Annotated in this window: 28 protein-coding genes; 17 read left to right on the plus strand and 11 right to left on the minus strand. The window is 59.1% G+C overall.

Translation table 11 applies throughout. The features are described 5' to 3' along the window. Positions 1–83: 83 nt before the first annotated feature. The 5 genes from A6D6_RS09820 to A6D6_RS09840 all read left to right on the plus strand — a co-directional run bounded on the left by A6D6_RS09820 (position 84) and on the right by A6D6_RS09840 (position 5,719). Positions 84–2,276 (plus strand): OsmC domain/YcaO domain-containing protein, encoded by a 2,193-nt coding sequence (locus A6D6_RS09820; protein ID WP_159660632.1) that lies wholly within the window; start codon positions 84–86, stop codon positions 2,274–2,276. A 208-nt stretch (positions 2,277–2,484) separates the two neighbouring features. Continuing rightward, a complete protein-coding gene (locus tag A6D6_RS09825; RefSeq protein WP_159660633.1) occupies positions 2,485–3,459 on the plus strand; it encodes an NAD(P)-dependent alcohol dehydrogenase in 975 nt (324 codons plus the stop codon). Between the two features lie 13 nt (positions 3,460–3,472). Next, complete coding sequence (locus tag A6D6_RS09830) at positions 3,473–4,714, plus strand: YbfB/YjiJ family MFS transporter (RefSeq protein WP_159660634.1); 1,242 nt, start codon at positions 3,473–3,475, stop codon at positions 4,712–4,714. A 22-nt stretch (positions 4,715–4,736) separates the two neighbouring features. Next, the gene (locus tag A6D6_RS09835) at positions 4,737–5,360 is read left to right on the plus strand and encodes a class I SAM-dependent methyltransferase (RefSeq protein ID WP_133493466.1); all 624 of its coding nucleotides are present in this window, start codon (positions 4,737–4,739) and stop codon (positions 5,358–5,360) included. Then, positions 5,357–5,719, plus strand: a complete 363-nt coding sequence (locus A6D6_RS09840; protein WP_133493467.1) for an MmcQ/YjbR family DNA-binding protein — start codon at positions 5,357–5,359, stop codon at positions 5,717–5,719. The genes A6D6_RS09835 and A6D6_RS09840 overlap by 4 nt, the downstream gene beginning before the upstream one ends. 15 nt (positions 5,720–5,734) lie before the next feature. Here the strand turns inward: A6D6_RS09840 and A6D6_RS09845 are convergent, their stop codons facing one another. Next, a complete protein-coding gene (locus tag A6D6_RS09845) occupies positions 5,735–6,574 on the minus strand; it encodes an ion transporter (protein ID WP_133493468.1) in 840 nt (279 codons plus the stop codon). A 677-nt stretch (positions 6,575–7,251) separates the two neighbouring features. On the opposite strand from A6D6_RS09845, the gene A6D6_RS09850 reads away from it, so the two are divergent. The 3 genes from A6D6_RS09850 (at position 7,252) to A6D6_RS09860 (ending at position 9,241) form a co-directional block, all read left to right on the plus strand. Then, complete coding sequence (locus tag A6D6_RS09850; protein WP_159660635.1) at positions 7,252–8,079, plus strand: hypothetical protein; 828 nt, start codon at positions 7,252–7,254, stop codon at positions 8,077–8,079. Positions 8,080–8,313: 234 nt separating this feature from the next. Beyond that, positions 8,314–8,601 carry a hypothetical protein gene (locus tag A6D6_RS09855; protein ID WP_201303748.1) on the plus strand — a complete coding sequence of 96 codons (288 nt, stop codon included), beginning with the start codon at positions 8,314–8,316 and terminating at the stop codon, positions 8,599–8,601. 7 nt (positions 8,602–8,608) lie between these two features. After that, positions 8,609–9,241, plus strand: coding sequence for an HD domain-containing protein (locus A6D6_RS09860; RefSeq protein WP_159660636.1), 633 nt, complete (start codon positions 8,609–8,611; stop codon positions 9,239–9,241). A 350-nt stretch (positions 9,242–9,591) separates the two neighbouring features. Here the strand turns inward: A6D6_RS09860 and A6D6_RS09865 are convergent, their stop codons facing one another. Further along, positions 9,592–10,665: a transporter substrate-binding domain-containing protein gene (locus A6D6_RS09865; protein WP_133493471.1), complete on the minus strand. Its 1,074-nt coding sequence runs from the start codon at positions 10,663–10,665 to the stop codon at positions 9,592–9,594. A gap of 308 nt (positions 10,666–10,973) precedes the next feature. On the opposite strand from A6D6_RS09865, the gene A6D6_RS09870 reads away from it, so the two are divergent. From A6D6_RS09870 to A6D6_RS09885, 4 genes are all read left to right on the plus strand, one after another. Continuing rightward, on the plus strand, positions 10,974–11,360 hold the full coding sequence (locus A6D6_RS09870; protein WP_133493472.1) for a VOC family protein: 387 nt from the start codon (positions 10,974–10,976) through the stop codon (positions 11,358–11,360). Positions 11,361–11,511: 151 nt separating this feature from the next. Beyond that, the gene (gene yghU / locus A6D6_RS09875; protein WP_133493473.1) at positions 11,512–12,381 is read left to right on the plus strand and encodes a glutathione-dependent disulfide-bond oxidoreductase; all 870 of its coding nucleotides are present in this window, start codon (positions 11,512–11,514) and stop codon (positions 12,379–12,381) included. Positions 12,382–12,407: 26 nt separating this feature from the next. Continuing rightward, positions 12,408–12,731 (plus strand): nucleoside/nucleotide kinase family protein, encoded by a 324-nt coding sequence (locus A6D6_RS21715; protein ID WP_201303749.1) that lies wholly within the window; start codon positions 12,408–12,410, stop codon positions 12,729–12,731. A 10-nt stretch (positions 12,732–12,741) separates the two neighbouring features. Continuing rightward, positions 12,742–12,921 (plus strand): hypothetical protein, encoded by a 180-nt coding sequence (locus A6D6_RS09885; RefSeq protein WP_201303750.1) that lies wholly within the window; start codon positions 12,742–12,744, stop codon positions 12,919–12,921. Between the two features lie 9 nt (positions 12,922–12,930). Here the strand turns inward: A6D6_RS09885 and A6D6_RS09890 are convergent, their stop codons facing one another. The 7 genes from A6D6_RS09890 to A6D6_RS09920 form a co-directional block, all read right to left on the minus strand. Further along, positions 12,931–13,317: an OsmC family protein gene (locus tag A6D6_RS09890; RefSeq protein ID WP_133493475.1), complete on the minus strand. Its 387-nt coding sequence runs from the start codon at positions 13,315–13,317 to the stop codon at positions 12,931–12,933. Between the two features lie 161 nt (positions 13,318–13,478). Then, positions 13,479–14,111: a glutathione S-transferase family protein gene (locus tag A6D6_RS09895; protein WP_159660638.1), complete on the minus strand. Its 633-nt coding sequence runs from the start codon at positions 14,109–14,111 to the stop codon at positions 13,479–13,481. 94 nt (positions 14,112–14,205) lie between these two features. After that, a complete protein-coding gene (locus tag A6D6_RS09900; protein ID WP_159660639.1) occupies positions 14,206–14,949 on the minus strand; it encodes a DUF2894 domain-containing protein in 744 nt (247 codons plus the stop codon). Then, positions 14,942–15,583, minus strand: coding sequence for an OmpA family protein (locus tag A6D6_RS09905; protein ID WP_159660640.1), 642 nt, complete (start codon positions 15,581–15,583; stop codon positions 14,942–14,944). Before A6D6_RS09905 ends, A6D6_RS09900 begins: the two co-directional genes overlap by 8 nt. Next, the gene (locus A6D6_RS09910) at positions 15,583–18,102 is read right to left on the minus strand and encodes a DUF802 domain-containing protein (RefSeq protein WP_236564064.1); all 2,520 of its coding nucleotides are present in this window, start codon (positions 18,100–18,102) and stop codon (positions 15,583–15,585) included. The genes A6D6_RS09905 and A6D6_RS09910 overlap by 1 nt, the downstream gene beginning before the upstream one ends. Continuing rightward, on the minus strand, positions 18,099–18,860 hold the full coding sequence (locus A6D6_RS09915; RefSeq protein ID WP_159660641.1) for a DUF3348 domain-containing protein: 762 nt from the start codon (positions 18,858–18,860) through the stop codon (positions 18,099–18,101). The genes A6D6_RS09910 and A6D6_RS09915 overlap by 4 nt, the downstream gene beginning before the upstream one ends. Positions 18,861–18,981: 121 nt before the next feature. Beyond that, positions 18,982–20,193, minus strand: a complete 1,212-nt coding sequence (locus A6D6_RS09920) for a CaiB/BaiF CoA transferase family protein (protein ID WP_159660642.1) — start codon at positions 20,191–20,193, stop codon at positions 18,982–18,984. 175 nt (positions 20,194–20,368) lie between these two features. On the opposite strand from A6D6_RS09920, the gene A6D6_RS09925 reads away from it, so the two are divergent. The 5 genes from A6D6_RS09925 (at position 20,369) to A6D6_RS09945 (ending at position 25,320) form a co-directional block, all read left to right on the plus strand. After that, a complete protein-coding gene (locus tag A6D6_RS09925) occupies positions 20,369–21,127 on the plus strand; it encodes an IclR family transcriptional regulator domain-containing protein (protein WP_133493481.1) in 759 nt (252 codons plus the stop codon). Between the two features lie 106 nt (positions 21,128–21,233). Further along, complete coding sequence (locus tag A6D6_RS09930) at positions 21,234–22,271, plus strand: TRAP transporter substrate-binding protein (protein ID WP_159660643.1); 1,038 nt, start codon at positions 21,234–21,236, stop codon at positions 22,269–22,271. Between the two features lie 5 nt (positions 22,272–22,276). Then, positions 22,277–22,813 carry a TRAP transporter small permease gene (locus tag A6D6_RS09935; protein ID WP_159660644.1) on the plus strand — a complete coding sequence of 179 codons (537 nt, stop codon included), beginning with the start codon at positions 22,277–22,279 and terminating at the stop codon, positions 22,811–22,813. Beyond that, entirely contained in the window at positions 22,810–24,096 is a 1,287-nt protein-coding gene (locus A6D6_RS09940) for a TRAP transporter large permease (protein ID WP_133493484.1), read from the plus strand. The genes A6D6_RS09935 and A6D6_RS09940 overlap by 4 nt, the downstream gene beginning before the upstream one ends. Before the next feature lie 21 nt (positions 24,097–24,117). Then, positions 24,118–25,320, plus strand: a complete 1,203-nt coding sequence (locus tag A6D6_RS09945; protein ID WP_133493485.1) for an acyl-CoA dehydrogenase family protein — start codon at positions 24,118–24,120, stop codon at positions 25,318–25,320. 102 nt (positions 25,321–25,422) lie between these two features. Here A6D6_RS09945 and A6D6_RS09950 read toward each other — a convergent pair whose 3' ends face one another. Then, positions 25,423–25,809, minus strand: a complete 387-nt coding sequence (locus A6D6_RS09950; protein WP_133493486.1) for a DUF2780 domain-containing protein — start codon at positions 25,807–25,809, stop codon at positions 25,423–25,425. Between the two features lie 22 nt (positions 25,810–25,831). Next, positions 25,832–26,269, minus strand: coding sequence for a peptidoglycan-binding protein LysM (lysM, locus tag A6D6_RS09955; protein ID WP_022996968.1), 438 nt, complete (start codon positions 26,267–26,269; stop codon positions 25,832–25,834). Positions 26,270–26,344 lie beyond the last annotated feature (75 nt).

Below are 26,344 nucleotides of genomic sequence, written 5' to 3' on the forward strand. Positions count from 1 at the left end.
GCCAAGACGAACCCCTGCAAAATCAGGATAATGGCGCTCATCCAAGCCCCCGAGCGCCAAACTCCCCAACCCGGATCCCTCCCATGGAAATCAAGGTCAACTTCCTCGACAACCTCCGCCTGGAAGCCAAGTTCGACGACTTCACCGTCGTCACCGATCAGCCGATCCGCTACAAGGGTGACGGTTCGGCACCGAGCCCGTTCGATTACTTCCTGGCGTCGTCGGCACTGTGCGCGGCTTACTTCGTCAAGGTGTACTGCAAGGCGCGAGATATCCCCACCGACAATATCCGATTGTCGCAGAACAACATCGTCGACCCGGAGAACCGCTACAACCAGATCTTCCGTATTCAGGTGGAGCTGCCGGAAGACATTTCCGACAAGGACCGGCAAGGCATTCTGCGCTCCATCGATCGTTGCACGGTGAAGAAGGTGGTACAGACCGGGCCGGAGTTTCAGATAGAGACGGTGGAGAATCTGGACGAGGATGCCCAGGCGTTGTTGATGGCGGGGCTCGATGGTGCGTCGCGCACCTATATCGAGGGCAAGGACCGGCCGCTGGAGGAGACCATCGCCACCATGACCGGGCTCCTCGAAGAGCTGGGCATGAAGATCGAGATCGCTTCCTGGCGGAATATCGTGCCGCATGTTTGGTCTCTGCACATTCGCGATGCGGCGTCGCCGATGTGCTTCACCAACGGCAAGGGCGCCACCAAGGAAAGTGCGTTGTGTTCGGCCCTGGGGGAATTCATCGAACGGCTGAGCTGCAATTTCTTCTACAACGATCAGTTTTTCGGTGAGGAGATTGCCAACAGTGCCTTCGTGCATTACCCGAACGAGCGCTGGTTCCCGCCTGGCCCGGAGGACGAACTGCCCGAAGGCATTCTGGATGAGCGTTGTCTGGCCATTTATGACCCCGAGGGCGAGCTGCGCGGCTCCAATCTGATTGATACCAATTCCGGTAATGTGGAACGGGGCATTTGCTCTCTGCCTTTCGAGCGCCGCTCGGATGGCGAGACGGTCTGGTTTCCCTCCAATCTGATTGAGAATTTGTTTCTCAGTAACGGCATGAGCGCCGGCAATACTCTGCCCGAAGCGCAGGTGCAGTGTCTGTCGGAAATTTTCGAACGGGCGGTAAAAAAACAGATTATCGAGGAGGAGTTGGCTCTGCCGGACGTGCCGCCGGCGGTGTTGGCGAAATATCCGAACCTGGTGGAGGGCGTTGAGGCACTGGAAGCCCAGGGGTTCCCGGTGCTGGTCAAGGACGCTTCCCTGGGCGGCCAATTCCCGGTGGCCTGCGTGGCGTTGATGAACCCGCGCACCGGCGGTGTGTTCGTTTCTTTCGGCGCGCATCCGAGCATGGCGGTGGCCCTGGAGCGCAGTCTGACGGAACTGCTGCAAGGGCGGAGTTTCGAGGGGCTGAACGATTTCCCGCCGCCAACCTTCAACAACCTGGCGGTGACCGAACCCAACAACTATGTGGAACACTTTATCGATTCCAGCGGCGTGGTGTCCTGGCGTTTCTTCAGCGCCAAGGCGGATTATGACTTCCACGAATGGGATTTCTCCGGCACCACGGTGGAAGAAGCGACAAAGCTGTTCGATATCCTGGGGGAGATGGGCAAGGAAGTGTACATGGCGGTCCATGAGGACCTGGGCGCGCCGGTGTGCCGGATTCTGGTCCCCGGTTACTCCGAGGTGTACCCGGTGGACGATCTGATCTGGGACAACACCAACAAGGCCCTGGATTATCGGGAAGATGTCCTCAATCTTCATCGGCTGAGTGACGATCAACTGGCTGACCTGGCCGGGCACTTGGAAGAAAGCCAGATCGACGACTACACCGACATCATTACCCTGATCGGCATCGAGTTCGATGAAAACACCGTCTGGGGGCAACTCACGGTTCTGGAGTTGAAGTTGCTGATCAACCTGGCACTGGGACAGCACGAGGAGGCCCTGGAGCGAGTGGAGGCCTTCCTGCAATACAACGACAATACGGTGGAGCGCAATCTGTTCTACCGAGCAGTTAGTGCCGTGCTGGAGATCACGCTGGACCAGGAGCTGGAATTGGACCACTACTTGGTGAACCTGCGTCGTATGTATGGCGAGGACACCATGAGTACCGTGGTCGGCGCCGTGGATGGCTCCATCCGCTTCCCGGGATTGACGCCCACCAACATGCAGCTGGAGGGTCTGGACAAGCACCTGCGCTTGATCGAGAGCTACAAAAAACTCCATGCGGCGCGGGCGGCGAAGGCGGTTACACAGAGATGAACCGCCTAAGCCGCCGCGGAGCCGCTGTGGAAGCCAATCCTGCTGGCGAACCTCTGGGTATTCGCTTGCAAGGCAATCTCCTTCACCGGCTTGATGGACCGTTGATAGCAACGGCTCCGGCGTCTTGAAAGAGCATCACCTGAAACGGCGCACAATGATGGGCCTGGCTTGTTAAGCTGCTTTGAGATGATGTCGAGGGAGCATCGGTATGAAGGCGGTGATGATTTCAGGTTGGGGACGTAACCCTCGCTTGGTGGTCCGGGAGATGCCGGAGCCCGGTGAACCGGGGCCGGATGACGTTCTGGTGCGAGTGCAGGCGGCCTCCGTAAATCCCAAGGACTGGAAGCTCAACTACCACCTCGCCTTGTTGGCGACTCCGGCGCTGAGTCGTCGACTCCCGCCGCTATTTGGCGATGACCTGGCGGGGACGGTGATCGCGACCGGGAGTCATGTGTCCGACTTCGAAGTGGGGGACGCGGTTTATGGCATGGACATGAATCTGCGTACCGCGTCCCTGGCGGAACGAACGCGTATCAGCCAGTTCCGCATCGCCAAGAAGCCAGTCTCCTTGTCGTTTCGTGAGGCGGCGGCGATGCCGCTGGCGGCGCTCACCGCATTGCAAGGGATGCGCAAGGGAGGAATCAAGGCCGGCAGCAAGGTGCTGATCATCGGCGCCTCCGGTGGGGTGGGTACTTTCGCGGTACAGATTGCCAAGGCGCTCGGCGCCCAGGTGGCCGGTGTGTGTAGCGGTAAGAATACGGAACTCGTCCGTAACCTTGGTGCCGATGAGGTGATCGACTATACCCTTGGAGATTACCGTCATGGTAACGGGGCCTTCGATTTGGTCTTTGATGTGGCCGCCAATGAATCCCCTCGCGGTTGTGCTGATCTGACCGCTCCCGGCGGCTGGTTCATTTCCACCGGAGGTCACGCCCGGTCGATGCTGGGGACGCCGATACATCGTATGTTGGGCCGGAATGCGGCGAACATCATGGTAGCTCCCCGGCGCAGGGATCTGGAGACCCTGTCAGCCCTGGTGGATGACGGAAAACTCAGGCCGGTGATCGACAGTGAATTTGATCTTGCCGATATCGAGCAGGCCTACCAGCGTAGTCGCACCGGGCGCTGTCGGGGAAAGGTGGTGGTGGGCGTTGCCGAGGAGGGAGTCGCTCGGAACGCTTGATAAGGAAAGAGCGATGCCGATAAATACAACGAAAAAAGCCATGGACGAAAAAAGCGACTTCTGCCGGGATATTTTTACTGCTCTGGGGTTATCCACCGGCGCAGCGGTTGCCCTGGGACTATCTCGATTCGCATACGGTTTACTGCTGCCGCCGATGCAGGTGGATTTGCAATGGACTTACGTGGAAGCCGGTGCTCTCAATACCGCCAATGGGGCGGGTTATATCGTCGGGGCCCTGGTGGCGGCCTGGCTGGCCCGGCGATGGGGAACGGCGCGAGCGTTCCTGGCCGGTTTCTCGGTGAGTGTTCTGGTCCTGCTTTTGACGGCAATGACGGCCAGCTTGTCTGCTCTGATCATGTTAAGAACCGTCGGTGGCGTTTCCACGGCGGTTACCTTCATTCTTGGCGCGGGTTTGGTTTCCGCGATCTGTCCGTTGGAAAACCCTCGTCGTCGTGGAGTCCTGGTGGGTGTGTATGTGGCGGGAGTCAGTATGGGCGTTATTCTCGCCGGCATGGCTTTACCGATCATCCTGCGGGAGGGGGCGCAGCGATGGCCGGAGGGTTGGACCGTGTTGGGTGTGCTCGGCGCCGCCGGCTTGCCCGCTGCCTGGCTGGCTGCCCGCCAGGTGCAACAGCCGGCGGGTGGCACCATGGCATTGTTGAATGCCCGGGAGTGCCGGCGGATCGCGCCGACGTTGATCGGCTACGGTGTTTTCGGGGCCGGTTATGTCGGTTACATGACCTTCATTATGGCGCTGTTGCAAGAACAAGGAGGCAGTAGCGAGCAGATGATCTGGTTCTGGTTCACACTGGGCCTGGTGTCCGCCGTTACCAATCTTCTATGGGGGCGGGTGCTGGGTGCCTTCAATGACGGTCGCGGGCCGGCCCTGGTATTCGCGACGGCCATGCTGGGCACCCTGCCGGTGCTGCTCTATCCGGGGCCGATGGCGATGTTCCTGTCGGCGATCCTGTTCGGCGGCAGTTTCATGGCGGGCCCCACTTCGATCACCATCGTTGCACAGCGTCAGTTGTCGGCCGCGTCCTGGACCGCCGCCATTTCGCTGCTGACGGTAGGGTTCGCGCTTGGCCAGACCATTGGCCCGATCCTGGCCGGTGCCATTTCCGATGTGGCGGGCAGCATTGAAGCCGGCTTTTGGGTGTCTCCGTTACTATTGGCTATTGCCGCCTGTGTGAATCTGTTGCAACGTCCCCCTGTACCGGCGGAGTCTCCGGCGCTTGCCGGTAAGTCCAGTTAGACACCTTTCAGGAGTTGCGAGGATGAAAAGCGCGAGAGTCTTCTGGGACAAGGCGGCGCCTCGTTACGCCCGGAGCCCGGTCAAGGACGAAGAAACCTACCGGAAGAAGCTGTCGATAACCCGGAGCTATCTCCAACGCGATTGGTCGGTGTTGGAGTTTGGCTGTGGTACCGGCAGTACCGCGATCCAACATGCCGCTCATGTGGGCCGGATTCTGGCCACGGATGTTTCTCCCAGAATGCTGGAGATCGCGGAAGGGAAGGTTCGTGAGGCGGGAATTACCAATATCCGCTTTCAGGAGGGCAGCCTGGACAGCCTGAAACTGATACCATCCAGTTTCGATGCGGTGTTGGGGTTGAATATCCTGCATCTGCTGGAGGAAGTGCCAGGTGCCGTCAGCAGGGTTTATGAGGTCCTCAAGCCCGGAGGTGTCTTTGTTTCCAGTACCGCGCTGGTCGCGGAAATGGCGTGGTATTGGCGAGGGACGATTCCCGTGATGCAGCGTCTGGGGTTGGCTCCCCATGTCAGCCCGTTGAGCCAGAAGGGACTGGTGGCACTATTGACCGATGCCGGGTTCTATATCGATCACGAATGGCGGGTGACCAGGGAATCGGTTTTCATTGTCGCCGGGAAGCCGTTGCCGTGAACTACGAAGAATTCAACGCGTTCTGCCGTTCGCTGCCGGCGACCTCCCATGTCGTCCAGTGGGGTGGCTCCCACGTCTGGAAGGTGGGTGGCAAGGTTTTCGCCATTGGCGGGTGGGCAAAGAATGGCAAGCCGGCCTTCACGTTCAAGGCTTCGGATCTTAACTTCCATATTCTGTCCGGGGAGCCGGGGTACCGGCCGGCACCCTATCTGGCCTCCCGCGGGATGAAGTGGATACAGCAGTACGACGCTCCCGATGAGTCGGATGAGGCGCTCCGATACTATATCAAGGAGTCCCACCGGATCGTTGCCTCGGGGCTGACCAGGAAAAAGCAGAGGGAGCTCGGGCTCATCGACTAGGAAAAAGCAGAACCGTTACCGGTTTTGCTGCTCCGACAACCGCTCTTCCAACGTGCCCAGGCGATTCTCCATGGTTCTCAACAGGTCCAACATCTCCTGCCGCTCATCGTGAGCGCGCTGATTTTCCCGCTCTCTTTCTTCCCGAAGTTCCAGATCGTGCACTTCTTGCGTGGCGTTGACGATAATGGCGATGAACAGGTTCAGAACCATGAAGCTGGAGATGAGAATAAAGGGAACGAAGAAGACCCAGGCGTGAGGGAACTGTTCGATGACCGGACGGGCAATGCCCATGGACCAGCTTTCCAGTGTCATGATCTGGAACAAGGTGTAGATGCTGGCTCCGAGCGTGCCGAACCATTCCGGGAAGGCCTCGCCGAACAACTCCGTGCCCATTACGCCGAAAATATAGAACATCATCAGCAACAGCGCCGCGGTCCAGCCGATGCCGGGCAGGGAGTGCATCAAGGACTCCACCAGCATGCGCAATCGTTTGACCGTGGACAGGAGCCGCAATACCCGGAGGATGCGAAGGCTGCGCAGGATGGCCAACTGACCGGAGGTGGGCGCGAGGGAAATGCCGACGATAAGGAAGTCAAAGAGGTTCCAGCCGGAGCGAAAGAAGCGGGGGCCGAACGCAGCCAGCTTGATCACAATCTCCGCCACGAACACCGCAAGGATAATGCTGTTGAGCAGGGCCAGTAACCCGCCGGCGGCTTCTTCCGCGGCGGTGGAAGTCTCCACCCCCAGAACGATGGCATTGAGGAGGATCAGGGCGGTAATCAGGTGCCGTACGGGCGGAGACTCGATCCACTCCCCAAGCCGTGTGCGCCAACCGTTCAGGACCAGCGTTGTCATACTGTATCTCTCCGTTCGCAATTCCCTGGCGCCGCCGAGGCCGCTTCCGGCCGGCGCGTTCGGCGCGCAGTATACATCGTGTGGTTAGTGAGGCCGACAGGGGATCGATTGCTATCATCCATTGCTATCCCCGCCCCAGGGACGCCCCCGGGTACTAATGACCAGGAGAGAAAGAAATAATTCCGTTTTATGTCCTGTCTTTTCGGTGTTATTCAATATGCGATGGTTTACGGTGTGAGCTGTTGGAATGATGTGTTGTAAAGATAAGGCCATCTGAAGGTGAAGTATGAAGAACGCTTATTTAGTGATCGGCATCCTGTGTGCCCTATACACTATCGCTGATCTCCTTGGGTTCTTACCTGTCGATTTATGGATCAGGACTTGGGAATGGCTTTTTGTTCATAACCCACAGCCTCAATACTATAAAATAGTTCCAGATAGCGGACTTCATTATGACCCTTTTATTTCCGGTGTCTTGGCCATAATTTTTATTACCTACGGCCTTCATGGCAGGAGAAAGGCCTGATCTTATATTGCTGTGTCCCTGTGTCCCGAGGTGGTAACGGTATGGCCTGCGGTGAGCCCCTGGAGGGGTGGGTTGGTTCGGAAAACTGAATTAAAGTCCTTTTGGGTTATGAGAAGGGATCATTTTCTTTGAAGTAAGGGCTCAAACAGGTATGGACAAGAAAGCCAATAAGATTCTGCTTTCCACCTTTTGGAAGAACGGTTGGATTGACAGAAAGGACAGGGTTCTGACAGGGCTGGACGTTGAGTATGCGAAATCAAAGGGGTTGATGTTTGATCCGATTTCGATTTCACATGATGACTGCGTGGCTTCCATTGTCAGATTGGTAAACGAAACCCCTGTGGAGGCGGTGGCCAAAGGGTTTGTCAGTAGCCTGAGTCGTCGCCGTCTGGATTGGCGCTCCGCCCTATCCTCTTATGTGATTGCAAGGAGCATCCCCGGCCATCACTACACTCCTGTCGTCTCCGGAACTCACTATGTGGACGGAAAGCCGGCTGCGCACTCTTATTTTTGCGGTATTTGCGAAGGCTGCCGGTATGGGGTGATAGGGCATGAGTTCTATAAGGAAAGTGATCTTAATGTATTGAATTTCGAGCGGATGAAATGGGGCGGTGTTCGCCATGGTGACATTCTCTACATCCTTTTTGACATGAGGGAGTTTAAGCGGTGTGAGATTCCCGAGCCGACGGCTGATGATGTCGATTGTCTGAACGGCATCCTGAGTGTAATTGAAAGCTCCCAGCCCGATGATTATCCAGGTGCACTTGAGAAGCGGCTGGCCTCGGTTGTAAAGTCCAGCAAGGCGGAGCGGCAGGTTATCATTGAGATTCTGGCAAGCATCGGTGTGTTAAAACCCGGCAGCTACGACCGGCCGGTAAAGGGAAGAAACGACTGGGTGTTTGCCGAGTACTGGCGTGGTGAAGATGGCTATTGCCGTCAGGCGGTAGAAGAGTATTTCGGGCCATATTTATTGCTCTGACGGGGGCAGACGGTCAAACGGCTGATTGGACCACCTCCTGAATTTCTGGCATTACCAAACCAGGTTTCAAAAGGATAACGGTTCCGAAGGGGCGTTGAGAAGTGATAGGGTGAGTTCTTTCCTGAAAGAGTGAAGGATATGGCCAATGAAAAGGATTTTAAGGAAGTTGTTAGGTTTTAAATCAGGCACGAGAAGCCCTGATGAAGCCTCTCCCGCCAGGAAAACCCCGGAAGATTGGGCACCCTGAAGCGGTTGGAGGATTACAACGGTCTCACGGTTCAGGAAGTTCAGGTCGCCGAAGACGACTTTGTCATAGTGCTGATCAGCGAGGCACGGCAGCCTCTGCCTTTGGGAGTCGACCTGTCCAACGGGCGAATGGATCTTCTTGTCGCCACCGTTATAACCGATGACGAGATGGAATGGTTCATGGGGAACGGTCGGGGTACGCTGCTGGACAAGTTGATCGCCGCGGGAGTGGGGCAAGTCAGCGAGTGGGACGGAAAATCAATCCTGCAGGGATAATGACACGATGCTTGATGAATCAGATATGAATCCGGAGCGCTGGGCCCGACTTATGACGCTGTGGGACTTCGGCGACAATACCGAGACGTATCGCTCCCTGGTGTCTTCCTACTCAGGGAAGGGCCGTTACTACCATTCGCGAGAACATGTTTCCGCTTGTCTTCGACATCTGGATAGATGCGTTTCGGAGATACAGTCCCCCTGTGAAGTAGAATTGGCCTTATGGTTTCATGATGCCATCTATGAGCCGCTTTCAGGAAAGAACGAGAAGAAGAGTGCTGACTGGGCACAATCTTTCGTGCTGGAGAATGGAGCATCCAGAGATATCGCCGATAGGGTGCACCGTCTCATTATGGTTACCGAGCACAATGCTCCTGCGAAGACGAGTGATGAATCGCTGCTAGTGGATATCGATCTGGCTGTATTGGGCGCGGAACCCGAAACTTACCAGATCTTCGAAGAAGGCGTGCGCAGCGAATACAAGATGGTGCCATGGCCTTTATATAAAAAGAAGAGAGTGGAGGTGCTCAAGGGCTTTCTTGATCGCCCCAGAATCTTTCAGAACGAGCCTTTCCTGACAGAACGCGAGCAGCAAGCCAGAAGGAATCTGGCGGCGGCCATATCGAAACTGGAAGGGTAGCCCAGAGGCGGGCGGATGGTGGATCCAGTAAGAGAGCCTGATGGTGTCGAAGGTGATATTGAAAGGGGGCATCGTGGTGCCTGAGACCGATCTTGAGGCCGTCAAAGCCGAGCTGCCCACTATATTGGCGCCATCATGAGAGAGCCCGGCTGCTTCTTGGTTTGGATAGGTGTGCGCAAATAGGGAGTGTTCCGCAGCCGCTTACGATTCAGGACAAAAAAGGAAACACGCTTTCCGGCAATGGTGAGCTGGGGGACACATACGAGCGGTTTCATGGGCCGGACTGACGGACCGGGGTGGGCGCGTTGGCCTTCTATAAAATGGGGCGCTTGCCTTTGACCGATAGAAGTCTACTCCGCCCCTAAATAGCGGGTCACCACACCACGCCAACCTTCATCGTTTAAAATGCCCAGCAAGGCCTGGTCCAAAGGCTCGCGGAGCGGAGACCCATTGGCCACGGCAATGGCGTAACTTTCTTCCCGCGCGAGCTGTGGCAGGACCAGTACCTCGTTTTCCTGGTTCTGGCGCAGCAAGTAACGCATTACCGGAGCGTCATGGACCACCGCATCAACGCGCCCTTGCGCCACGGCTTGCATCGCGTGTGCGATGTTCGGATAAGGCCGATAAGCAATGCCTTGATTGTCGAGCCAGTGAGAGGCACTGGTGCCGTCGACGGTTCCAACTTTAACCCGTGGCAGGTCCGCGACGCTGGAAACCCGGGTTTGCAGTTGATTAACCGTAACGCTGGAGGCAATGGCGGCGGTAAAACCGGATATGGTGATGATGCTGACAAACATCCAGATCAGGCCGATGACCCGGCCGGCCGGAGTGATTGGCGCTTTATCGCCGTAACCCACGGTGGTCATGGTGACCGCCGACCACCAAAAGCCGCTGCCAATGCCTTCACGGATGCTGCCACCGAACTGTTCAGGGTTGCGGTGGCGCTCCAACAGCCAGACCACGACGCCAACTGCCAGCAAGACCAATACCAGCGCGGTAACCGCGGAGAGGAATTTCCAACTGAACAGGCCTTGCAGCGTCGTCAGCCACCCGGAGGGACTGCTGGGCGTGGCGATGCCCAGGCCGGCACGAAACATGGGCTGAGTGAAGTCCAAACGCCGTTCCCGATCGGCGGTCACACTGATGGCCCCGATAGCCACATCGGCCTGGCCTTGCTCCACGGCTTCGAGCATTTCCGACACGCTTGGGTATGGGCGCAACTGGTAGTCCTGCCCCAGTTGACCGGCCAGTTGATGCCATAAATCGACACTGATACCGGTCCAGTGGCCTTCCTCCTGATAGCTGAAGGGCGGAGCCGATTTTACCGCCACGGTGAGTGGTTCGGCATGCGTCAGGCCGCTGATCAGCAGGCACACGACGGCGATCAAAAGAGGTGATGGGTGGGTGCGTTCCTGATATGGCATCCTTTCCTCCCGGTGGATGTCGGCTACGCCCAACAACGGCCACGGGCGCGTATCGTGTTTTTTTGCGTCGGGTTCAGGGTAGCGGTCTCTTCGCCGGCGCACCAGCAGGGCGGGAGAGGCGCGACGCAAAGTTCGGATGGGAAGGTCGATCTTGTTTTAGAGAGTCGAGGAAAAATGGGCTTTTCTGGTTATAGTGATGATTGCAAAAGAATCTGAACCGCTGTTACTCGCGGAGTTGTTGCTGCTCCGTTCGGGGGGGATTTGATAGGGGGGCATGCTTGAGCGGAAAAGTGAAAGAGAGGTGAACCATGATCGCCTATACCATGGTTGGCATCCGGGATCTGGATAGAGCGAGTGACTTCTATACCCCGTTGTTCCAGGAAATGGGGTTTAAGGTGTGCTGGCGGGACGAAGATTGCGTCTCCTATGGTGTCGTTGATGATTTGTCGGTCCCCCGGTTCTTTGTCGGCTACCCATTTGATGGCGAGGCGGCCTCGGTTGGCAATGGCACCATGACGGCGTTCCAGCTCCCGGAGCCCCGGAAAGTAGACCGGCTCTATGACATCGCTATGCGTCAGGGTGGGAGTGATGAAGGCAAGCCGGGATATCGACCTCGGTACGGAGAGGGGTTCTATGCCGCTTACGTGCGGGATCCGGATGGCAACAAGCTGGCTTTTATTGTCTATGACGGCTAATCGGCTTGAGCACTACCTTCCGTCTGGAAAACGCCGTTGACACGGGAGGAGATTTGGCAGAATCAGGCAAGGGGGATGTCTTGCCGTTCTCCAGGGTTTATGTTGGCATGCTACACGTCAACCCACTTTGGTTAATCGTGAGAGCAGTCCAATGACCGACGACACCTATACGCCTCCGAAAGTCTGGCAATGGGAACCCGGCAACGGCGGCAAGTTCGCCAACATCAACCGGCCCATCGCCGGTGCCACCCATGACAAAGAACTACCGGTGGGCAAGCACCCATTGCAACTCTACTCCCTGGCCACGCCCAATGGCGTCAAGGTCACGGTGATGCTGGAGGAGTTGCTGGCCCTGGGGCATACGGGGGCGGAGTATGACGCCTGGCTGATCAATATCGGTGAAGGCGATCAATTCGGCAGCGGCTTCGTGGAAATCAATCCGAATTCCAAGATTCCCGCCATGGTGGATCACAGCGTGGACCCGCCGCGGCGTGTTTTTGAAACCGCCTCCATTGTCCTGTATTTGGCGGAGAAATTCGGCGCTCTGATACCCAAGGAGCAGGGGGGCCGCACCGAGTGTATGAACTGGCTGTTCTGGCAGCAGGGCGCGGCGCCTTTCCTGGGCGGTGGTTTCGGCCATTTTTATGCCTATGCCCCGGAGAAGTATCGCTACCCCATCGATCGCTACACCATGGAAGTGAAACGCCAACTCGACGTGTTGGATCGCCACCTGGCGGAGAACACTTATCTGGCCGGTGATGAATATTCCATCGCGGATGTGGCCACCTGGCCCTGGTACGGACAACTGGTATTGGGACGTTTGTACGATGCGGCCGAATTCCTGGACGTCGGGTCGTACAAAAACGTGGCCCGTTGGGCCCAGCAAATCGACGCCCGTCCGGCGGTGAGCCGTGGCCGCATGGTGAACCGGACTTTCGGTAAACCGGAAACCCAGCTCCGTGAGCGCCACGATGCCAGCGATTTCGACACCCGCACCCAGGACAAAATTGAGGCGCCCTGAGGTCGATTGCAAAGAGCGTTGGGGGCATGAAACAACGAAAGGCATTGCTCCAGCGAATTGCGGCGGTCATTACCAATAAAATGAACGGCGCAACCCTGCGTGTGGCCGTGGACGGTGCGGACGGGGCGGGGAAGAGCACCTTCGCGGATGAGTTATGGCGGATGTTGCGCGCGGATGAAATCAGGGTAATCCGCGCATCCGTCGATGGCTTCCATAACCCGGAGGTCGTTCGTTACCGCAGGGGACGCTATTCTCCGGAAGGTTTTTATTACGATTCCTATGATTACGAGGCCCTCGTACCAGGACCACCCTCTGAATCGCCGTTACACGGAAGGACAGGTCTTTTATAGGCAACTTTCAGTGGATACTCTGAGCGAAATACGAACCTTGCTACACGGGTTTGATGAGCGCGATGACATCATCGGGATCCTGTGTGAAGAGATGTATGAGCCCGGGGAGCTGAATGAACAGGAGGTGCAATGGGACGGCACCTTCGTCCATCGCATCTTCATTCCCGATATGGGTTGGAAGCGTCGATAAACTCGCCCGTTACTGCCATTTGCTTTCGATGAGGGTGCCCCGTCCCACGGTCTTGGTCACCGGGGTTTTGGCGGCGATCTCCAGCAGCCGTTGACGTTGCTCGTCGGTCAGCTCCCTGCTGCAGGAAAGTGTCCGGTCGATGAACTCATTACCGTCCTCGTCGCGATGAAAATGCAGGTAGACGCTGATCTCCCCCAATTCCCAGCCCTTGCGGTCGGCGTACATACGCAGGGTGATGGAAGTGCAGGCACCAAGACTGGAAAGCAGCAACTCGTAGGGATTGGGGCCGCTGTCCTCGCCGCCCAGATCGGAGCCTTCATCGGCTTGAAAACGATGGTGACGGGCGTGGATATGCTGCTGGTAATGAGTGTCGCTGTATACCGATACCTTGGCCATTGCGGTCTCCATGACGGTGAGAAACAGAATGCCTACTGTGCCACAGCCGCGCCGGGATCGGGAATGCCCCTCTTTGGAGAGAGGGGCGGCGCGGTCAGGGTGGATAGAGCGGAGACGCGGGTAAGCGGATAACGCGGATAAGTAAATGGAAGCGCGCTGCGTCAGACCGCGTGGGCGGCCAGGTCATCGTCGATCTGGCGTGCCTTGATGGCCGCGGGGCGCTCCATCAGATTGGCGCAGTAGCGTTCGAACACCGGCCGCTTTTCGATGGTGCCAACAGCCATCTCGTAACCCAGATAAGCGCCAGCGAGCAGATCGGCGGCGGTGAATTGCTCCCCAACCAAATAATCCCTCCAGCGTAATTCGTTTTCCAACGTATTGAGTACCCGGTCCAGGGTGCCGTAGCCAGCGGTGATCGCTTTCTTGGCATCGTCGCCGACCTCGAAACCCAGCACATGGTTGGTGCAGGCCGCGTCAAACGGGCCCGCGATAAAAAACAGCCAACGATAGTAAGCGCCTCGTTCCCGGCTGGTCACAGCCGGAGCCAGTCCGGCTTGTGGGAAGGCATCGGCCAGATAGGTGCAAATCGCCGAGACCTCGGTGATCACGGTGTCGCCATGCACCAGCGCGGGGACTTTCCCCATCGGGTTGATCGCCAGATAGTCCGCGTCTCTCATCCCCAAACCGAATGACAAAACATGGGTCCGGTAGGGCTGGTTCACTTCTTCAAGCATCCAGCGCGCCACTCGGGCCCGAGACATGGGATTGGTGTAGAAAACCAGATCCTGACTCATGCAATCCTCTCCGTGTCATTGTTGATTGGAGAGCGAGTGTATCGGGGGCTCCTGTCAGATAATGGCAGCAGTGCCCCGTGGTTGGCATGAGCCGTCAGCCCTTCTTCGCCACCTTCTCCAGCGCCAGCAGGGTGTCCATATAACTGACGAAATGGTTCAGATAGTCCGGTGACAGGCCGCGCAGGGTTTCCACACTGCGGGTGACCAGGCGGTGTGCGTTTAGCGGGCCGGCGTCGCCGGGGGACTGGGCAATGGCGTGGTCAATGCGTTTCTGAGTATGCAGGCGGGCGCGGGTGGCGCGCAGTTGACGCAGAGCCTTGAGCTCCCGCTGCGATGTCAGGGGGCGGACATTGCGACGGCCTTTGCCGGCGGTCTTCTGGAACAGGTTGGGATGAGCCCTGAGCAACGCATCCAAAGGGGTGTTGTCGGGACCTTCGTCCTCGATATCGCTGTCGTGCAGCGCTTCCAGTAACGCCACCAGCGGTGAGGGCGAACGTCGTGTCTGTTGCTCGGCGAGGCGCTGGAAGGCGCGCAGGTCACCCCTTTCGAAGAGATGATCCAACTGGGCCCGTGTGGCGTCATCGACGGCGTGGTAAGGCAAGGTGGCGCGCTGGGCCCGGGCCTTGTCCCTGGCTTCCTCGAAGCGCGCCTGATAGTCCGTCAGCGCCTGCTGTAATTTTTCCCGCTGCGCCGGTGACGGCGCCCGATGGCTCCCGGCCAGGCGTTGGGCCAGGGTGTCCAGATAACGGAAGCGCACCGGGTCGTAGCGGTCGGCGTGGTCGTCACGCAGCCGGGCAAGGCGCTGCAGCGGTGTGAGTGTCCCGGTGACGTCACTCATCGTTCTCGGCCTGGTTGTCCTGGCGCGGTACGGTGGTGATCTCCACCCGGCGATTCTTGGCGCGGGACGCTTCGCCCTGGTTCGGAACCACCGGCTGATTGTCACCGAAAGCAGCGGCGAAGATGCGGTCCGCCGGCATGCCCTGGGCGATCAGCGTGCGGGTAACGGTGAGCGCACGTTGTGCGGAAAGTCCCCAGTTATCCTGATAACGCGGATTCCCCTTCTGAATCGCCAGATCGTCGGTGAAGCCGCTCACCATCAGCAATTCATTATGCTCGCTGAGATAAGCGCGTAGCGGTTCCACCAGGCTGCTCAGCAGCTTCTCGCCCTCGGGTTGCAAGACATCGGAGTTGAGCGCGAACAAGACACTGCCGCTGATACCGATGCGGCCGTTGTGGAAGGTGATACGGCCGCTTGAAAGCGGATCCCGCAGCGCGTCCTCCAGCGCGATACGGCGCTGCTCCTCGACCTGGCGGCGGGCTTTTTCCTGTTGCAGGGACTGGCTCAATTCCAATTGGATACCGATCACCCACACGGTGATCAGCACGAAGATGCCCACCAGCGCCGCCATCAGATCGGAGAAGATGGCCCATACCGGCGTGGCCTGGGCCTGACGGTCGTGCAGCTCATCCATCAGCCGGCTCCGTTGCCGTTGGTGGCCGACTGCTGGCGCACCGCGCCAAGCGCTTCCAGCACATCCTTCTGCGAGGTCATGCTCAGGTCGATGACTTCCCGCGCCTGTTCCACGTAATAAGCCAGCTGTTCATCACTGCGCGTGGTGGCTTGTTCCAGGGCGGCCTCCACCTTTTGCAGATGATCCACGAGCTTGTCGTTGGCGTCGCTGAACAGCTGCACGGCGACGGAGAAGGCTTCGCTCAGACTGGCCACTTCATGGGCGCCGCCGGTAACGTCGGAGGCCACTTCATCCAGTTTGCGGCTTTGCTCTTCCACTTGCCGGGAGAAGGTGTCGCTGACGCTCCTGAGAACGTCGCCGGAATCACGGATCAGGCTTTCCACCGCCTCGCGCTGGGCGCTGGCGCCGTCACGCTGGGCCGCCAGCAGGGTTTCCAGCTCCGCCATGATGCGCCGGCGCTCCTCCAGCATATCGTTATCGCGCTCGCTGCTTCGGGACATTTCCTCGCGCAGTTGGCTGATCACCTCGGCGGCGGCCTTGGGCGTTTCCGAAGCGGTTTCGATGAGACGCGTCATGGGGGCTTCCAGGGCCGCGCCCAGGTCACCGAGATGGCGGGTGACCGTGGTTTCCAGTTCCGCCAGTCGCGCGGTGGCGGTTTCGCCACGTTGCGCTTCTTCGTTACGCAGCGTGGACAGGGCCTGGCCAGTGTCCGTTACCAGTTTCTCCAGGCCTTCACGCTGCTGTGCAATCAGGGTCTCGGCGGCGTTCTGGAATTGCTCATTGTGGCTTTGCAGAGCCTGGGTGATGTTGTCAATCAGGCCGGCGGCGGAGCGCTGCTGCTGATCCAGGCCATGACGCCACTGTTCGGCGGTTTGTTCGGTGGTGGCCTGGAAGCGCTCGGCCAGTGTCGCCAGTTGCTGTTCGCCGGTGCTTTGCAGCTGCTGGTGGTGTTCGCGAGTCTGTTCCAGCAGCGTGTTGCTATGCCGGTGGAAGGTATCGTTGTGGTCCTTCAGAGCGGCGCCGAGGCTATCCGACAATTGGGTGTTGGCGTGTTGCTGTTCACTCAGGCCATCGCGCCATTGCTCCGCGGCACGCTCGGTGGTGGTCTGGAAGTGCTCCGCCAGGGCGGTCAGTTGCGCCTCACTGGCCTGCTGTAACTGTTGATGATGATCGCGGGCCTGGACCAGCAGGAGCTCGCTTTGTTCGCGGAAGCGCTCGCCGTGGGCTTGCAGTGCGTCGGCGACCTGTTCGGCCAGTTGGCGGCTCTGTTGCCGCTGCTCGCCGAGACCGGTTTGCCAGGCCTGGGCGGCGTGCTCGGTGGTGGCCTGGAAGTGCTCGGCCAGCTCCGACAGTTGCGCCTTGCCGGTTTCACGCAGTTGCTGATGATGCTCCCGGATTTGCGCCAGCAGTTCGCTGCTGTGCTGCTCGAAGCGGCTGTTGTGGGCCTGGAGCGCGGCGTCGATGTCGGCGGCCAGTTTGCCGGTGCTTTGTTGTTGTTCGGCGAGCCCTTGTTGCCAGTGCCGGGCGGCTTGTTCGGTGGTGGCTTGGAAGCGTTCCGCCAGGGTGCCGAGCTGACGCTCGCTGATCTCGCTCAGGGTCTGATGGGTGCTCTCCGCCTGTTGTCCCAGACGGGCCATGGCCGCTTCCACGATCGGGCGGGTGCTCTCCGCGGCGATGCGGCCACTGTCCGCCAGGCTTTGCTTCAGGGTGTCGCTGACCGAGTGGGCCAGCTGCTGATAGTGGCCGCTGACGTTGTCATGGAATTGCTGCTGGTTCCGCGTCAGCGCGCCGCTGACCTGCTCGCTCATGTGTTCCATGCGTTCGGCCAGATGGCCGAGTTGGGCAACCACTTCGGGGAAAGCGGCGGACTGCTCTCGCAACGCCTGGTAAGTATCGCGTTGTTGCTGGCCGATTGAGAACGCGCGCAGATCCGTGGCGATATGAGTGTCCAGCTCACGGCCGGTCAGAATCCGGTCCCGGCGGCTCAGGGCGGCGGCCAGACCGAGCATGGCGGAACTGGCGACACCGGCGATGGAAGTACCGAACGCCAGGCTCATGCCGCTGATGGGAGCGGCCAGGGCGTTACGGATAGCGTGCAGTTCGCTGCCGCCTTCCAGCGCGGTAACGGCACCGCGCAAGGTCACGATCATACCAATGAAGGTGCCGAGCAGGCCGAGCATGACCAGCAGACCGGAGAGATAAGGCGTCAGCATCGGACCGGGCAGAGCGACCGGTTCACCTTCCACCCGGCGGCGCACCGCGTTGCGCAGGGAAGCGGGCAGGCCAGCGATCCACTGGCCGAGACTGTCCGGGCTGTTCGGCAATTGCTCCAGACCGTGGCGCAATTGAGCGGTGGCGCGGCGGAATTGCCGCAGCTCCAGAAAGCCCAGGCCGTACACCAGTGCGATCAGCAGGATGGCGGTTAGCGCCACCAGGTCGGTACCGAGAAAGCCCAGGCCCACCCAGATCACCGTGATGGCGCCCAGGATGAAGGTCAGCGCGAAAAGAAAACGTGTCATTGCGGGAGTGGTTCCTCGTGATTCAATGCGTCCAGCAGGCCTTGCACCGGTTCCAAACGGGTTTCCAGTTCTGCCAGCAGCAGCGTCTGCATTTCCTGGTGAAACTGATGTAACCAGCCCCCGGGTGTCACCCAGGCGTCGGTCGGATCGGGCTGGTCTGCCGAGTGTTGATTGCGGTGCGCCCGCCAAAGGGAGCGAAAGCGTTTGCCCAGTACCATCGGTATGGCGCCGAAGCAGTAGCGGCCATAGCTGGCCAGGGTGTTGTCGAACACCGTGTCGAGCACGGCGAGCTGGGCGAGTGTGTGATTCTGGGCGGCAAAACCGTCGCGCAGACGTTGCCGCAGATACTGAATGGCGGTGATCAGTTGTCTCTGGTGGGACAGGTAAAAACGTTCATAGGGCTTGAACACCGGTGGCGTCTCGGTGATCCGCGGCAAGCGCAGCTTCACCTTGGCGTCACCGGGCTCGAAACTCAGGGTGATGCCGTTGATGAGCGTGTCACGGGTTTGGGCGAAGTCGGCCCGGAGCCGCTCCGCCAGCCCTTCTTCGGGGTGGAATGGCCCCATGGGCTGGTACTTATAGGCGGCGTCCAGTGCGATGGTGTCGGACAGATCGAACAGCCGGCCCATACGTTCCGCGAAGCAGGTGTGGGCATCGAGGCCGGCGCCATTGCCCAGCGCGGCCACCAGCTGTACCAGTCTGGCGCTGGGAGGGGCCGGTTGCGCTTTTTTTTGCGTCCTGTTCGTGCTGTTGCTCATGGGCCGCCGTGGCTAGGAAAAAGGTATGACCATGCCGTCGCCTGACGCGACGGGAAACCGCCCATTCTAATCAACTGCGGCGGCCCCACCAATCCTGCGGATGCCTGAGTCGGTTGGCGGGTCAGCCGGGATCGTTGGCGGCGGGCATGCTGACCACGCCCCGGGCCAGAAGAGCGTCGATGGCGGTGTCGGCGAAGCCGGCCTCCCGTAGCACGTCCCGGCTGTCGCCGCCGAGGCGCGGCGCCGGCCGGTCCGGCCGCGTCGGAGCATCAATGAAGCGTAACGGGTGGCGGGTGGCGAGCAGCTTCCCTTCGCTGGGGTGATCCACCTCTTGAAAGAAATCCACTGCCCGCAAATGCGGGTCGGCGAGCAAGTCTTCCAGTGTGTTTACCGGGCCGCAGGGAATATCCCGCTCCTTCAGCGCGGTCAGCCAGTACTCGTTGCCATGGGATGGCATGCACTCGGCGACGACCTGATACAGCTCGCCGATGCGCTCGCTGCGACGGGCCGGGTGCATGACCCATTCCGCCCGGCCCAGATCATCCCGACCCACCAGGTCGAGAAACCGTTGCCAGTGGCGGGAGGTGTAGGGCAGCACCGCGATGTAGCCGTCGGCGGTTTGATAGGGGCGCCGATAGGGGGTCATCAAGCGGTCGTAGCGCAGCGAGCCCCGCGGTGGCTCGAAGACATGGCCGGCAAGGTGTTCGGCCAGCAGGAAAGAAACCAGGCTTTCAAACATCGGTGCTTCCACCGCACCGCCCTGGCCAGTGCGTTCCCGCTGCAACAGAGCCGCGGCGATGCCGACAGTGGCGTACAGGCCGGCCACCTTGTCCGCCAGGACTGTTGGTGCGAAGGCGGGCGGGGAGTCGGGGGTGTGATTCAGCGAAGCCAGTCCGCTGATCGCCTGCATGATGTCGTCGTAGGCAGGGTCGTCGGCGTAAGGGCCGTCGCCACCGAATCCCACCGCGGCGCAATACACCAGGCGTGGGTTGAGAGGGCCGAGGGTGTCATGGTCGATGCCCAGTTTTCTGGCGGCGGCGGGGCGGATGTTGTGCAACAGCACATCCGCCTGGGCCACCAACCGGTGCAGTGTGGCCTGTCCCTGATCGGTTTTCAGGTCCAGGACCAGGGACCGTTTATTGCGATTCAGATTGAGAAAGCCGGCGCCCATGCCCGGGTGCCGGGCCGGTGCGGCGGCGCGGAAAATATCCCCCTCCGGGGATTCCACCTTGATCACTTCGGCGCCCAGGTCGGCAAGAAGCTGGGAAGCGAAAGGCCCCAACACCACGGTGCTCAGATCCAGCACCGTTATCCCTTTAAGCAACTCGAACATGGTATTTCCTCACTGCATTGCCGATGTTCGGGAGGCGCCTTCCCCGTCATCGGCGGAATGATTTTTTTATTCAGTCTTGCATGGTGGTGTTTATTCGTGCAACGCTATTTTGAATCAATGGTTCACAGGGTGAACCTTTGCTGAAGGCAAACCCTGTTCAAGCAGAGCGAGGCGCATGGGATACGCACCGGTATCGGCGGTCCTGAAGGGACTGAAAGTGTTGGAGGTGGTGAATCGTCTGGGGCCGGCGAGTCTCCGTGACATCACCGAGGCCACCGGCTTGCCCAAGGCGTCCACTCTGAGACTTCTGGATACCCTGCAGCACGCCGGTTATGTCTCGGTAATGAACGATAGCCGCCGCTATATCGTCACCGCCAGGGTCTTGTCCCTGTCCAATAACTTCCATCCGGACGACGCGCTTCTCGCGGCCGCCGTTCCGGTATTGAAAGCGCTGCGTGATAAAACCGGCTGGCCGTCGGACCTGGGCATTTATCAGCACGGCAAGATGGTGATCGCGGATACCAACCGGCAACCCGGTGCGTTTTCGATGAACCGTTCGGTGGGGTCACGGGTTTCCATGACCACCACTTCGCTGGGCAAAGTCTACATGGCGTTCTGTCCGGAGCCGGAACGGGAAGAAATTTTTCTTCACTTGTCACGGCTTGATGACCCGGATGAGAACAGCGCTCTCAGAGGCGAAGCCGTCGAGCGTCTGATAAAGAAAATTCGCAAGCAGGGTTATGCCACCAGCGATCAGGAACAAGGCAAGAGCATACGGGCGGTGTCGGTGCCGGTGATGCTTGGTGACCGGGTGGCGTGTTCGTTCAACGTCATTGTGCCGGCTCAGGTGATGTCGATGGCGCAGGTGGTAACCGACTATGTGCCGCTGATCAGCGCCGCGGCCCGGGAGATAGAACAGCGTATTCAGGGATAGGCCGGTTCCATCCGGTCATTGCCATGGCGAAGGAGAGGTAACGTGATCGAGGCCCTGCCGTTTCAGGTCCGGCCGAATCAAAATAATGCAGAATAGAGGTGACGTAATGAAAATAATAACGTCGATTATGCGAAAACAGGTCCCGCTCTGGGGCTTGATGCTGACTCTGCTGTCCGCGCCCTGGGCCCAGGCGCGGGACATGACCCTGGCGGATTCTTTTCCATTGGACCACTACTTGTCCAAGGAAGGCACGGTGTACTGGATGAACCGGGTCACCGAACTGACCGGAGGTGATCTCGCGTTCCAGCATTATCCGGCGGAACAGATCGCCAAGGCTTCTGAGATCATGCGCCGGGTCCAGGACGGGGTGGTGGATGTGGGGTATGTGGGCATCGGTTATGTCAGTGATCGCATGCCCTTGAATGGCGCCACCATGTTGCCCGGTGTGGTCCGTGATTCAACCCGAGCAAGCCAGGCGTACTGGTCTGAACTGAAAGACCCGGACAGTGTTTATCGCAAGGAATTCGAAAAGAATGGTCTGGTCCCGGTGTTCGCGGTACTGCTGCCACCCTACCAGGTGGTACTGAACAAGCCGGCCATAGACTCGACCAGTGACTTCAAGGGATTGAATTTGCGTTCCTCCGGCAGTCTGGACCTGGCGGTGCAGGCATTGGGAGCGTCACCGGTCTCCATGGCGGCGCCGGATATCTATCTGGCTTTGCAGCGGGGAACGCTGGACGGCACGCTGTTGCCGGTGACGAGTATCACTCCCTATCGGGTCGATGAGGTGACCTCCAGCGTATCCACCAATGGTGCCTTCGGCAGTTTCGCCATCACCGTCGCCATGAATGCCGAGCGCTACGAGGCACTTGATGATGCTCGGAAACATGCCATTCGGCAGGCCGGGGACGAGACCGTCCGGCATTTGAGCGAGTACGAGGCGGAGGCGGTCAGTCAGCTTCTGACGCAATTCAAGGACCAGGGTATCCAGGTTTACGCCTTTTCCGATCCCACCCTGAAAACCATCGAGCAGCGTCTTGACGGTGTCCGCGAGCAATGGGCCAGACGTATGGAGAAACGCGGTCTGGATGGCCAGCAAGCGTTGCAGGCCATGGAGCATGCTCTCGAACAGACTGGCCGGTGACGCCGATGTCCGGTTCTCTCAAATTGCTGGAGCGGGGACTGGCGGTTATTGCCGTGGGCGCGGTACTGGCGATGATGTTGCTGGTCAGTCTGGATGTGATCGCGCGCTACCTGTTCAAAGCACCACTGACCTTCCAGTACAGCCTGACCGAGGATTACCTGATGGTCATCATGGTGGCACTGGCGTTGCCATGGGCGGAACGGCGAGGCGCCTTCATTCGCTTGACGCCGTTTCATCGTCTCATGAGCCCTGGGGTACGCCGCGGCTTGTACGCGCTCAATAATCTGATAATCGCTCTGATGCTGTTGGCGATGACCTGGTATGCCGGTGAGCGGGTATGGGTTGACTGGTTGGAACAGCGGGTGATCTTCGGTGTGATCGACTGGCCGGTATGGCTGTCCCACGTCTGGGTCCCGATAGGAACCCTGGTTCTCTCCCTGAGACTGTTCACCAACGCCTGCCTGTATCTTCTGGGAAAAGCGGAAGTGCCATCGCCGCCATCCCTGGACGAGATGGGTGAAGGCGAGGAGGCGTTGCGATGATCATCATGATCGGAGTCGGCTTGCTCATCGTGCTGCTATTGATGGAAATGCCGATTGCCTTCGCCATGATGGTGGCGGCCACGGTGGGGTTGTGGCTGGTGGGCGGAGAGCTGATGGTGCACAGCTACCTGGCGGATGCATTTCATAACGTCACCGCTTCCTACACCATGCTGACCATTCCCATGTTCGTTTTGATGGCTCAGTACATGGCCCAGAGTGGCATGGCCAGGGATATTATTGCCTGCAGCGACACCTGGTTGCGGCGCTTCAACGGTGGTTTGGGCATGGCCTGTGTGTTCGCGAGCGCCTTCATGGCGGCGATCATTGGCTCCAGCACCGCCTCCTGCGCCACCATGTCCTCGGCGGCCTTTCCATCCATGCGTGAGAGCGGTTACGACCGCCGTATCTCGGTGGGCATAATCGCCATCGCCGGCACTCTGGCGATTATGATCCCGCCGAGCATCGTGCTGATTATTTACGGCATCCTGACACAGCAATCCGTGGGCAAGTTACTGATCGCGGGTCTTGTGCCGGGCCTGCTCACCGCCGCCGGCTACATCCTCACCATCTGGGGCTTGAGTAAACGGCGTCCGGATCTGGTACCCAGGCCAACCGCCTTCAATATGCGCGAGGCGATGGGGGCGTTACGTCCGGTCTGGCCCGCCATGCTGCTGATGGTGGTGACTATTGGCGGCTTGTACAGCGGTCTGGCCACGCCAACGGAAATCGGCGCTGTGGGCTCGCTGGCGGCCTTGGTCATCGTGCTGCTGATGCGGCGTATCGACAAACGGCGTTTCGCCAGCGCCATGACCGAAACACTGGGCACCACGGTGATGATCATCACGATCATCATCGGAGCCATGATGTTCGGCTACTTTCTCACCCTGACGCAGGCGACCCAATCCCTCATTGCCATGATTAACGACGCCAACCTGTCACCCTGGGCGGTGCTGTTGACCCTGGTGGTGATCTATCTGGTGCTGGGCATGCTCATGGATCAGATGGCGATTCTGGTGTTGACCGTGCCGGTGACCTTCGCGCTGATCACCCAGTTGGGCTTCGATGGCATCTGGTATGGCATCGTCATAACGAAGACCGTGGAGATTGGTCTGGTGACGCCGCCGCTCGGACTCAATGTGTTTATCACCTCCGGTATTACCCGGGTGCCGGTGGGTGAGTGCTTCCGGGGGGTGGCGCCCTTCGTTCTGGTGGATTTGCTGATTCTCGGACTGCTCCTGGCGTTTCCGGAAATCAGCTTGTTCCTGCCCGGCCTGATGAAATAGTGAATGACATAGGAAACCGTGATGAATTTTGATCTTCCCGAAGAGTTGGTGACACTGCGCGACGCGGTCACCGACGTGTGTGAAAAACACCTGGTTCCCGGCATCAAGGAGTTCGAGCAGCGGCAGGAATTTGCTTACCCGCTGATCCGGGAGATGGGCAAGGCCGGTCTGTTCGGCGCGCCGTTCCCGGAAGAGCTGGGCGGTAGCGCCGCTGGTTTCCTGGCGGTGTCGGTGATCGCCGAGGAAATTTCCCGGTTGGCGCCGGAGTTTGGTTACGCCATGAACATGCAGTCAATGACTTGCCCTTACACTATCTACAATTGGGGCACGGAAGAGCAGGCGCGGCGGTTCGTGCCGGGGTTGATTGCCGGCGAGCAGATCGGCATGTTCGCCTTGTCCGAAGAAGGCAGCGGCTCTGATCCGGCGGGTTCCATGCGCACCGTGGCCAGACGTGATGGTGACGTGTATCGCCTGAATGGCTCGAAGATGTGGATCACTTTTTCTCATGCCACGGATGTGGGGGTTTTGTTCGCCAAAACCGACCCACACGCCGATCCGATGCATACTGGCATCACCGCTTTCATCGTGCAGCCGAAGCAATTCGAAGGCTACAGCGCGCAACCGATTGAATTGCCCGGCCTGTCCAAATCACTGCGCAGCTGTACCGTATTCCTTGATGACTTCGTGGTGCCGGTGGAGAACCGGCTTGGTGAAGAGGGGCAGGGATTCCGTATCGCCATGAATGCTCTCGAGTACGGCCGTTTGACTGTCAGTGGACGATTGACCGGCCTGGCGCAATCCGCCCTGGAAGTGGCGCGGAACTACGCCAATGAGCGCATCATTGGCGGCAAACCGATCGCCCGCTTTCAATTGATCCAGGAACGCATCGCCGATGCCACGGTGGCAGTGGAGGCGGCGCGATTGATGTCGCATCGGGTGGGCTGGACCATGGACCAGGGGCGGGTATCGACCCGGGTGGCGTCCCGTGCCAAGTATTTTGCTACCCAGGCGGCGCGGCTCGCCGGTGACGTGGCCAGGGAAGTGCTGGGCGGTAATGCTCTGACGGCGGAGTATCCGGTCAACAAGATCAATGCCTATATCGACATGCTCACTGTCGGCGAGGGCTCCGAGAACGTGCAGCGAGTTCTGATTGGCGAGGATTCCCTGGGGATCAAGGATGCTACCCGGCATGCCATGCGCAACCGCTTCGTGGGAATGTTGTAGCGCCGGTGGCGTGGAAGGCCGCGGCGGGAGCTAGCAAGGAAAGCTCCCGCCGCGGCTTCGTGGTTCCGTTCTATGGGCCGCAATGGACCTTAACGTGTTGTCTCAGAACGGCAGAGCTTTCTGAATCAGACCGGCGATATCGCCTTGTCCTTGTTTCTGGAAATACTGCAGGATCAGCGGGATAAACTGCACCAGGGTATCCTTGTCCAGTCCCAGCTTTTGCATGCCGCCGGCGATTTGCGTCAGACCCGCCAGCTTGTCACTGCCCATGCTGGAAAGCAGCCCACCGGCCATGCCGAGCAGAGAGTCGCCGCCGCTTTCCGGGGCTTGCGACATCATTCCTTCCAGTTTGGGTTCGGCGCCGAGAATACGGCCGAAGTCGGTGCCGGAAAGATTGTCCTTTACCAGTTTCATCAGCAGGCCGGTGCCGCCCTCGGCTTGCTGGCCACTGACCCCGAGGGTGGACACGAGTTGGTTGATCAGGTCCATGGCCTTGTCTCCTTGCCGGTATTTACTTGGGAATACGGATTTTCTGACCCGGGTAGATCAGGTCGGGGTCCTTGATCACTTCACGGTTGGCTTCGAAGATGGCGGTATATTTGTTGCCGTCGCCGTAAAACTGGCTGGCCACCTTCCACAAGGTGTCGCCTTTCTGAATTTCGTAGTACTCCACTTCTTCCACTGCTGCTTCCGCCGGCAGGGTCAGGGCGTCGCCTTCCACTTTCTCCACGTTTTCCACGTTACCGGCCAGCAGTACGGTTTTTTCCTTGGCGGCCTGATTTTCGCAATCACCGCTGAGCGTGGCGCAGCCGTCGGCGAACTTCACCTCCAGGTTCGATACGCCGGGATTGTCCTCCAGAATGTGTGCTTTGATTTTTTCGGCCGCGTCCGTGTCATCGCTACCGAACAGTTTCTTACCGATGTTTTTCGCAAAGCTGAACAGATCCATGTTGCATTCCTCATACATTAAGGTGGGTCAGGCTCGGGGCCAGGGCTTGATTATTTCCCTATTGGCACGGCAAAC

The organism is Alcanivorax xiamenensis, assembly GCF_009846745.1.
Taxonomy (GTDB): Bacteria; Pseudomonadota; Gammaproteobacteria; order Pseudomonadales; family Alcanivoracaceae; genus Alloalcanivorax; species Alloalcanivorax xiamenensis.

Coding starts and splice junctions, on each gene's coding strand:
- yghU (WP_133493473.1), top strand. CDS start 11,512: ATGACCGACGACACCTATACGCCTCCGAAAGTCTGGCAATGGGAACCC.
- A6D6_RS09945 (WP_133493485.1), top strand. CDS start 24,118: ATGAATTTTGATCTTCCCGAAGAGTTGGTGACACTGCGCGACGCGGTC.
- A6D6_RS09910 (WP_236564064.1), bottom strand. CDS start 18,102: ATGACACGTTTTCTTTTCGCGCTGACCTTCATCCTGGGCGCCATCACG.
- A6D6_RS09930 (WP_159660643.1), top strand. CDS start 21,234: ATGAAAATAATAACGTCGATTATGCGAAAACAGGTCCCGCTCTGGGGC.
- A6D6_RS09860 (WP_159660636.1), top strand. CDS start 8,609: ATGCTTGATGAATCAGATATGAATCCGGAGCGCTGGGCCCGACTTATG.
- A6D6_RS09865 (WP_133493471.1), bottom strand. CDS start 10,665: ATGCCATATCAGGAACGCACCCACCCATCACCTCTTTTGATCGCCGTC.
- A6D6_RS09870 (WP_133493472.1), top strand. CDS start 10,974: ATGATCGCCTATACCATGGTTGGCATCCGGGATCTGGATAGAGCGAGT.
- A6D6_RS09825 (WP_159660633.1), top strand. CDS start 2,485: ATGAAGGCGGTGATGATTTCAGGTTGGGGACGTAACCCTCGCTTGGTG.
- A6D6_RS09895 (WP_159660638.1), bottom strand. CDS start 14,111: ATGAGTCAGGATCTGGTTTTCTACACCAATCCCATGTCTCGGGCCCGA.
- A6D6_RS09830 (WP_159660634.1), top strand. CDS start 3,473: ATGCCGATAAATACAACGAAAAAAGCCATGGACGAAAAAAGCGACTTC.
- A6D6_RS09925 (WP_133493481.1), top strand. CDS start 20,369: ATGGGATACGCACCGGTATCGGCGGTCCTGAAGGGACTGAAAGTGTTG.
- A6D6_RS21715 (WP_201303749.1), top strand. CDS start 12,408: ATGAAACAACGAAAGGCATTGCTCCAGCGAATTGCGGCGGTCATTACC.
- A6D6_RS09845 (WP_133493468.1), bottom strand. CDS start 6,574: ATGACAACGCTGGTCCTGAACGGTTGGCGCACACGGCTTGGGGAGTGG.
- A6D6_RS09850 (WP_159660635.1), top strand. CDS start 7,252: ATGGACAAGAAAGCCAATAAGATTCTGCTTTCCACCTTTTGGAAGAAC.
- A6D6_RS09900 (WP_159660639.1), bottom strand. CDS start 14,949: ATGAGTGACGTCACCGGGACACTCACACCGCTGCAGCGCCTTGCCCGG.
- lysM (WP_022996968.1), bottom strand. CDS start 26,269: ATGGATCTGTTCAGCTTTGCGAAAAACATCGGTAAGAAACTGTTCGGT.
- A6D6_RS09950 (WP_133493486.1), bottom strand. CDS start 25,809: ATGGACCTGATCAACCAACTCGTGTCCACCCTCGGGGTCAGTGGCCAG.
- A6D6_RS09890 (WP_133493475.1), bottom strand. CDS start 13,317: ATGGCCAAGGTATCGGTATACAGCGACACTCATTACCAGCAGCATATC.
- A6D6_RS09915 (WP_159660641.1), bottom strand. CDS start 18,860: ATGAGCAACAGCACGAACAGGACGCAAAAAAAAGCGCAACCGGCCCCT.
- A6D6_RS09940 (WP_133493484.1), top strand. CDS start 22,810: ATGATCATCATGATCGGAGTCGGCTTGCTCATCGTGCTGCTATTGATG.
- A6D6_RS09905 (WP_159660640.1), bottom strand. CDS start 15,583: ATGGATGAGCTGCACGACCGTCAGGCCCAGGCCACGCCGGTATGGGCC.
- A6D6_RS09820 (WP_159660632.1), top strand. CDS start 84: ATGGAAATCAAGGTCAACTTCCTCGACAACCTCCGCCTGGAAGCCAAG.
- A6D6_RS09935 (WP_159660644.1), top strand. CDS start 22,277: ATGTCCGGTTCTCTCAAATTGCTGGAGCGGGGACTGGCGGTTATTGCC.
- A6D6_RS09835 (WP_133493466.1), top strand. CDS start 4,737: ATGAAAAGCGCGAGAGTCTTCTGGGACAAGGCGGCGCCTCGTTACGCC.
- A6D6_RS09920 (WP_159660642.1), bottom strand. CDS start 20,193: ATGTTCGAGTTGCTTAAAGGGATAACGGTGCTGGATCTGAGCACCGTG.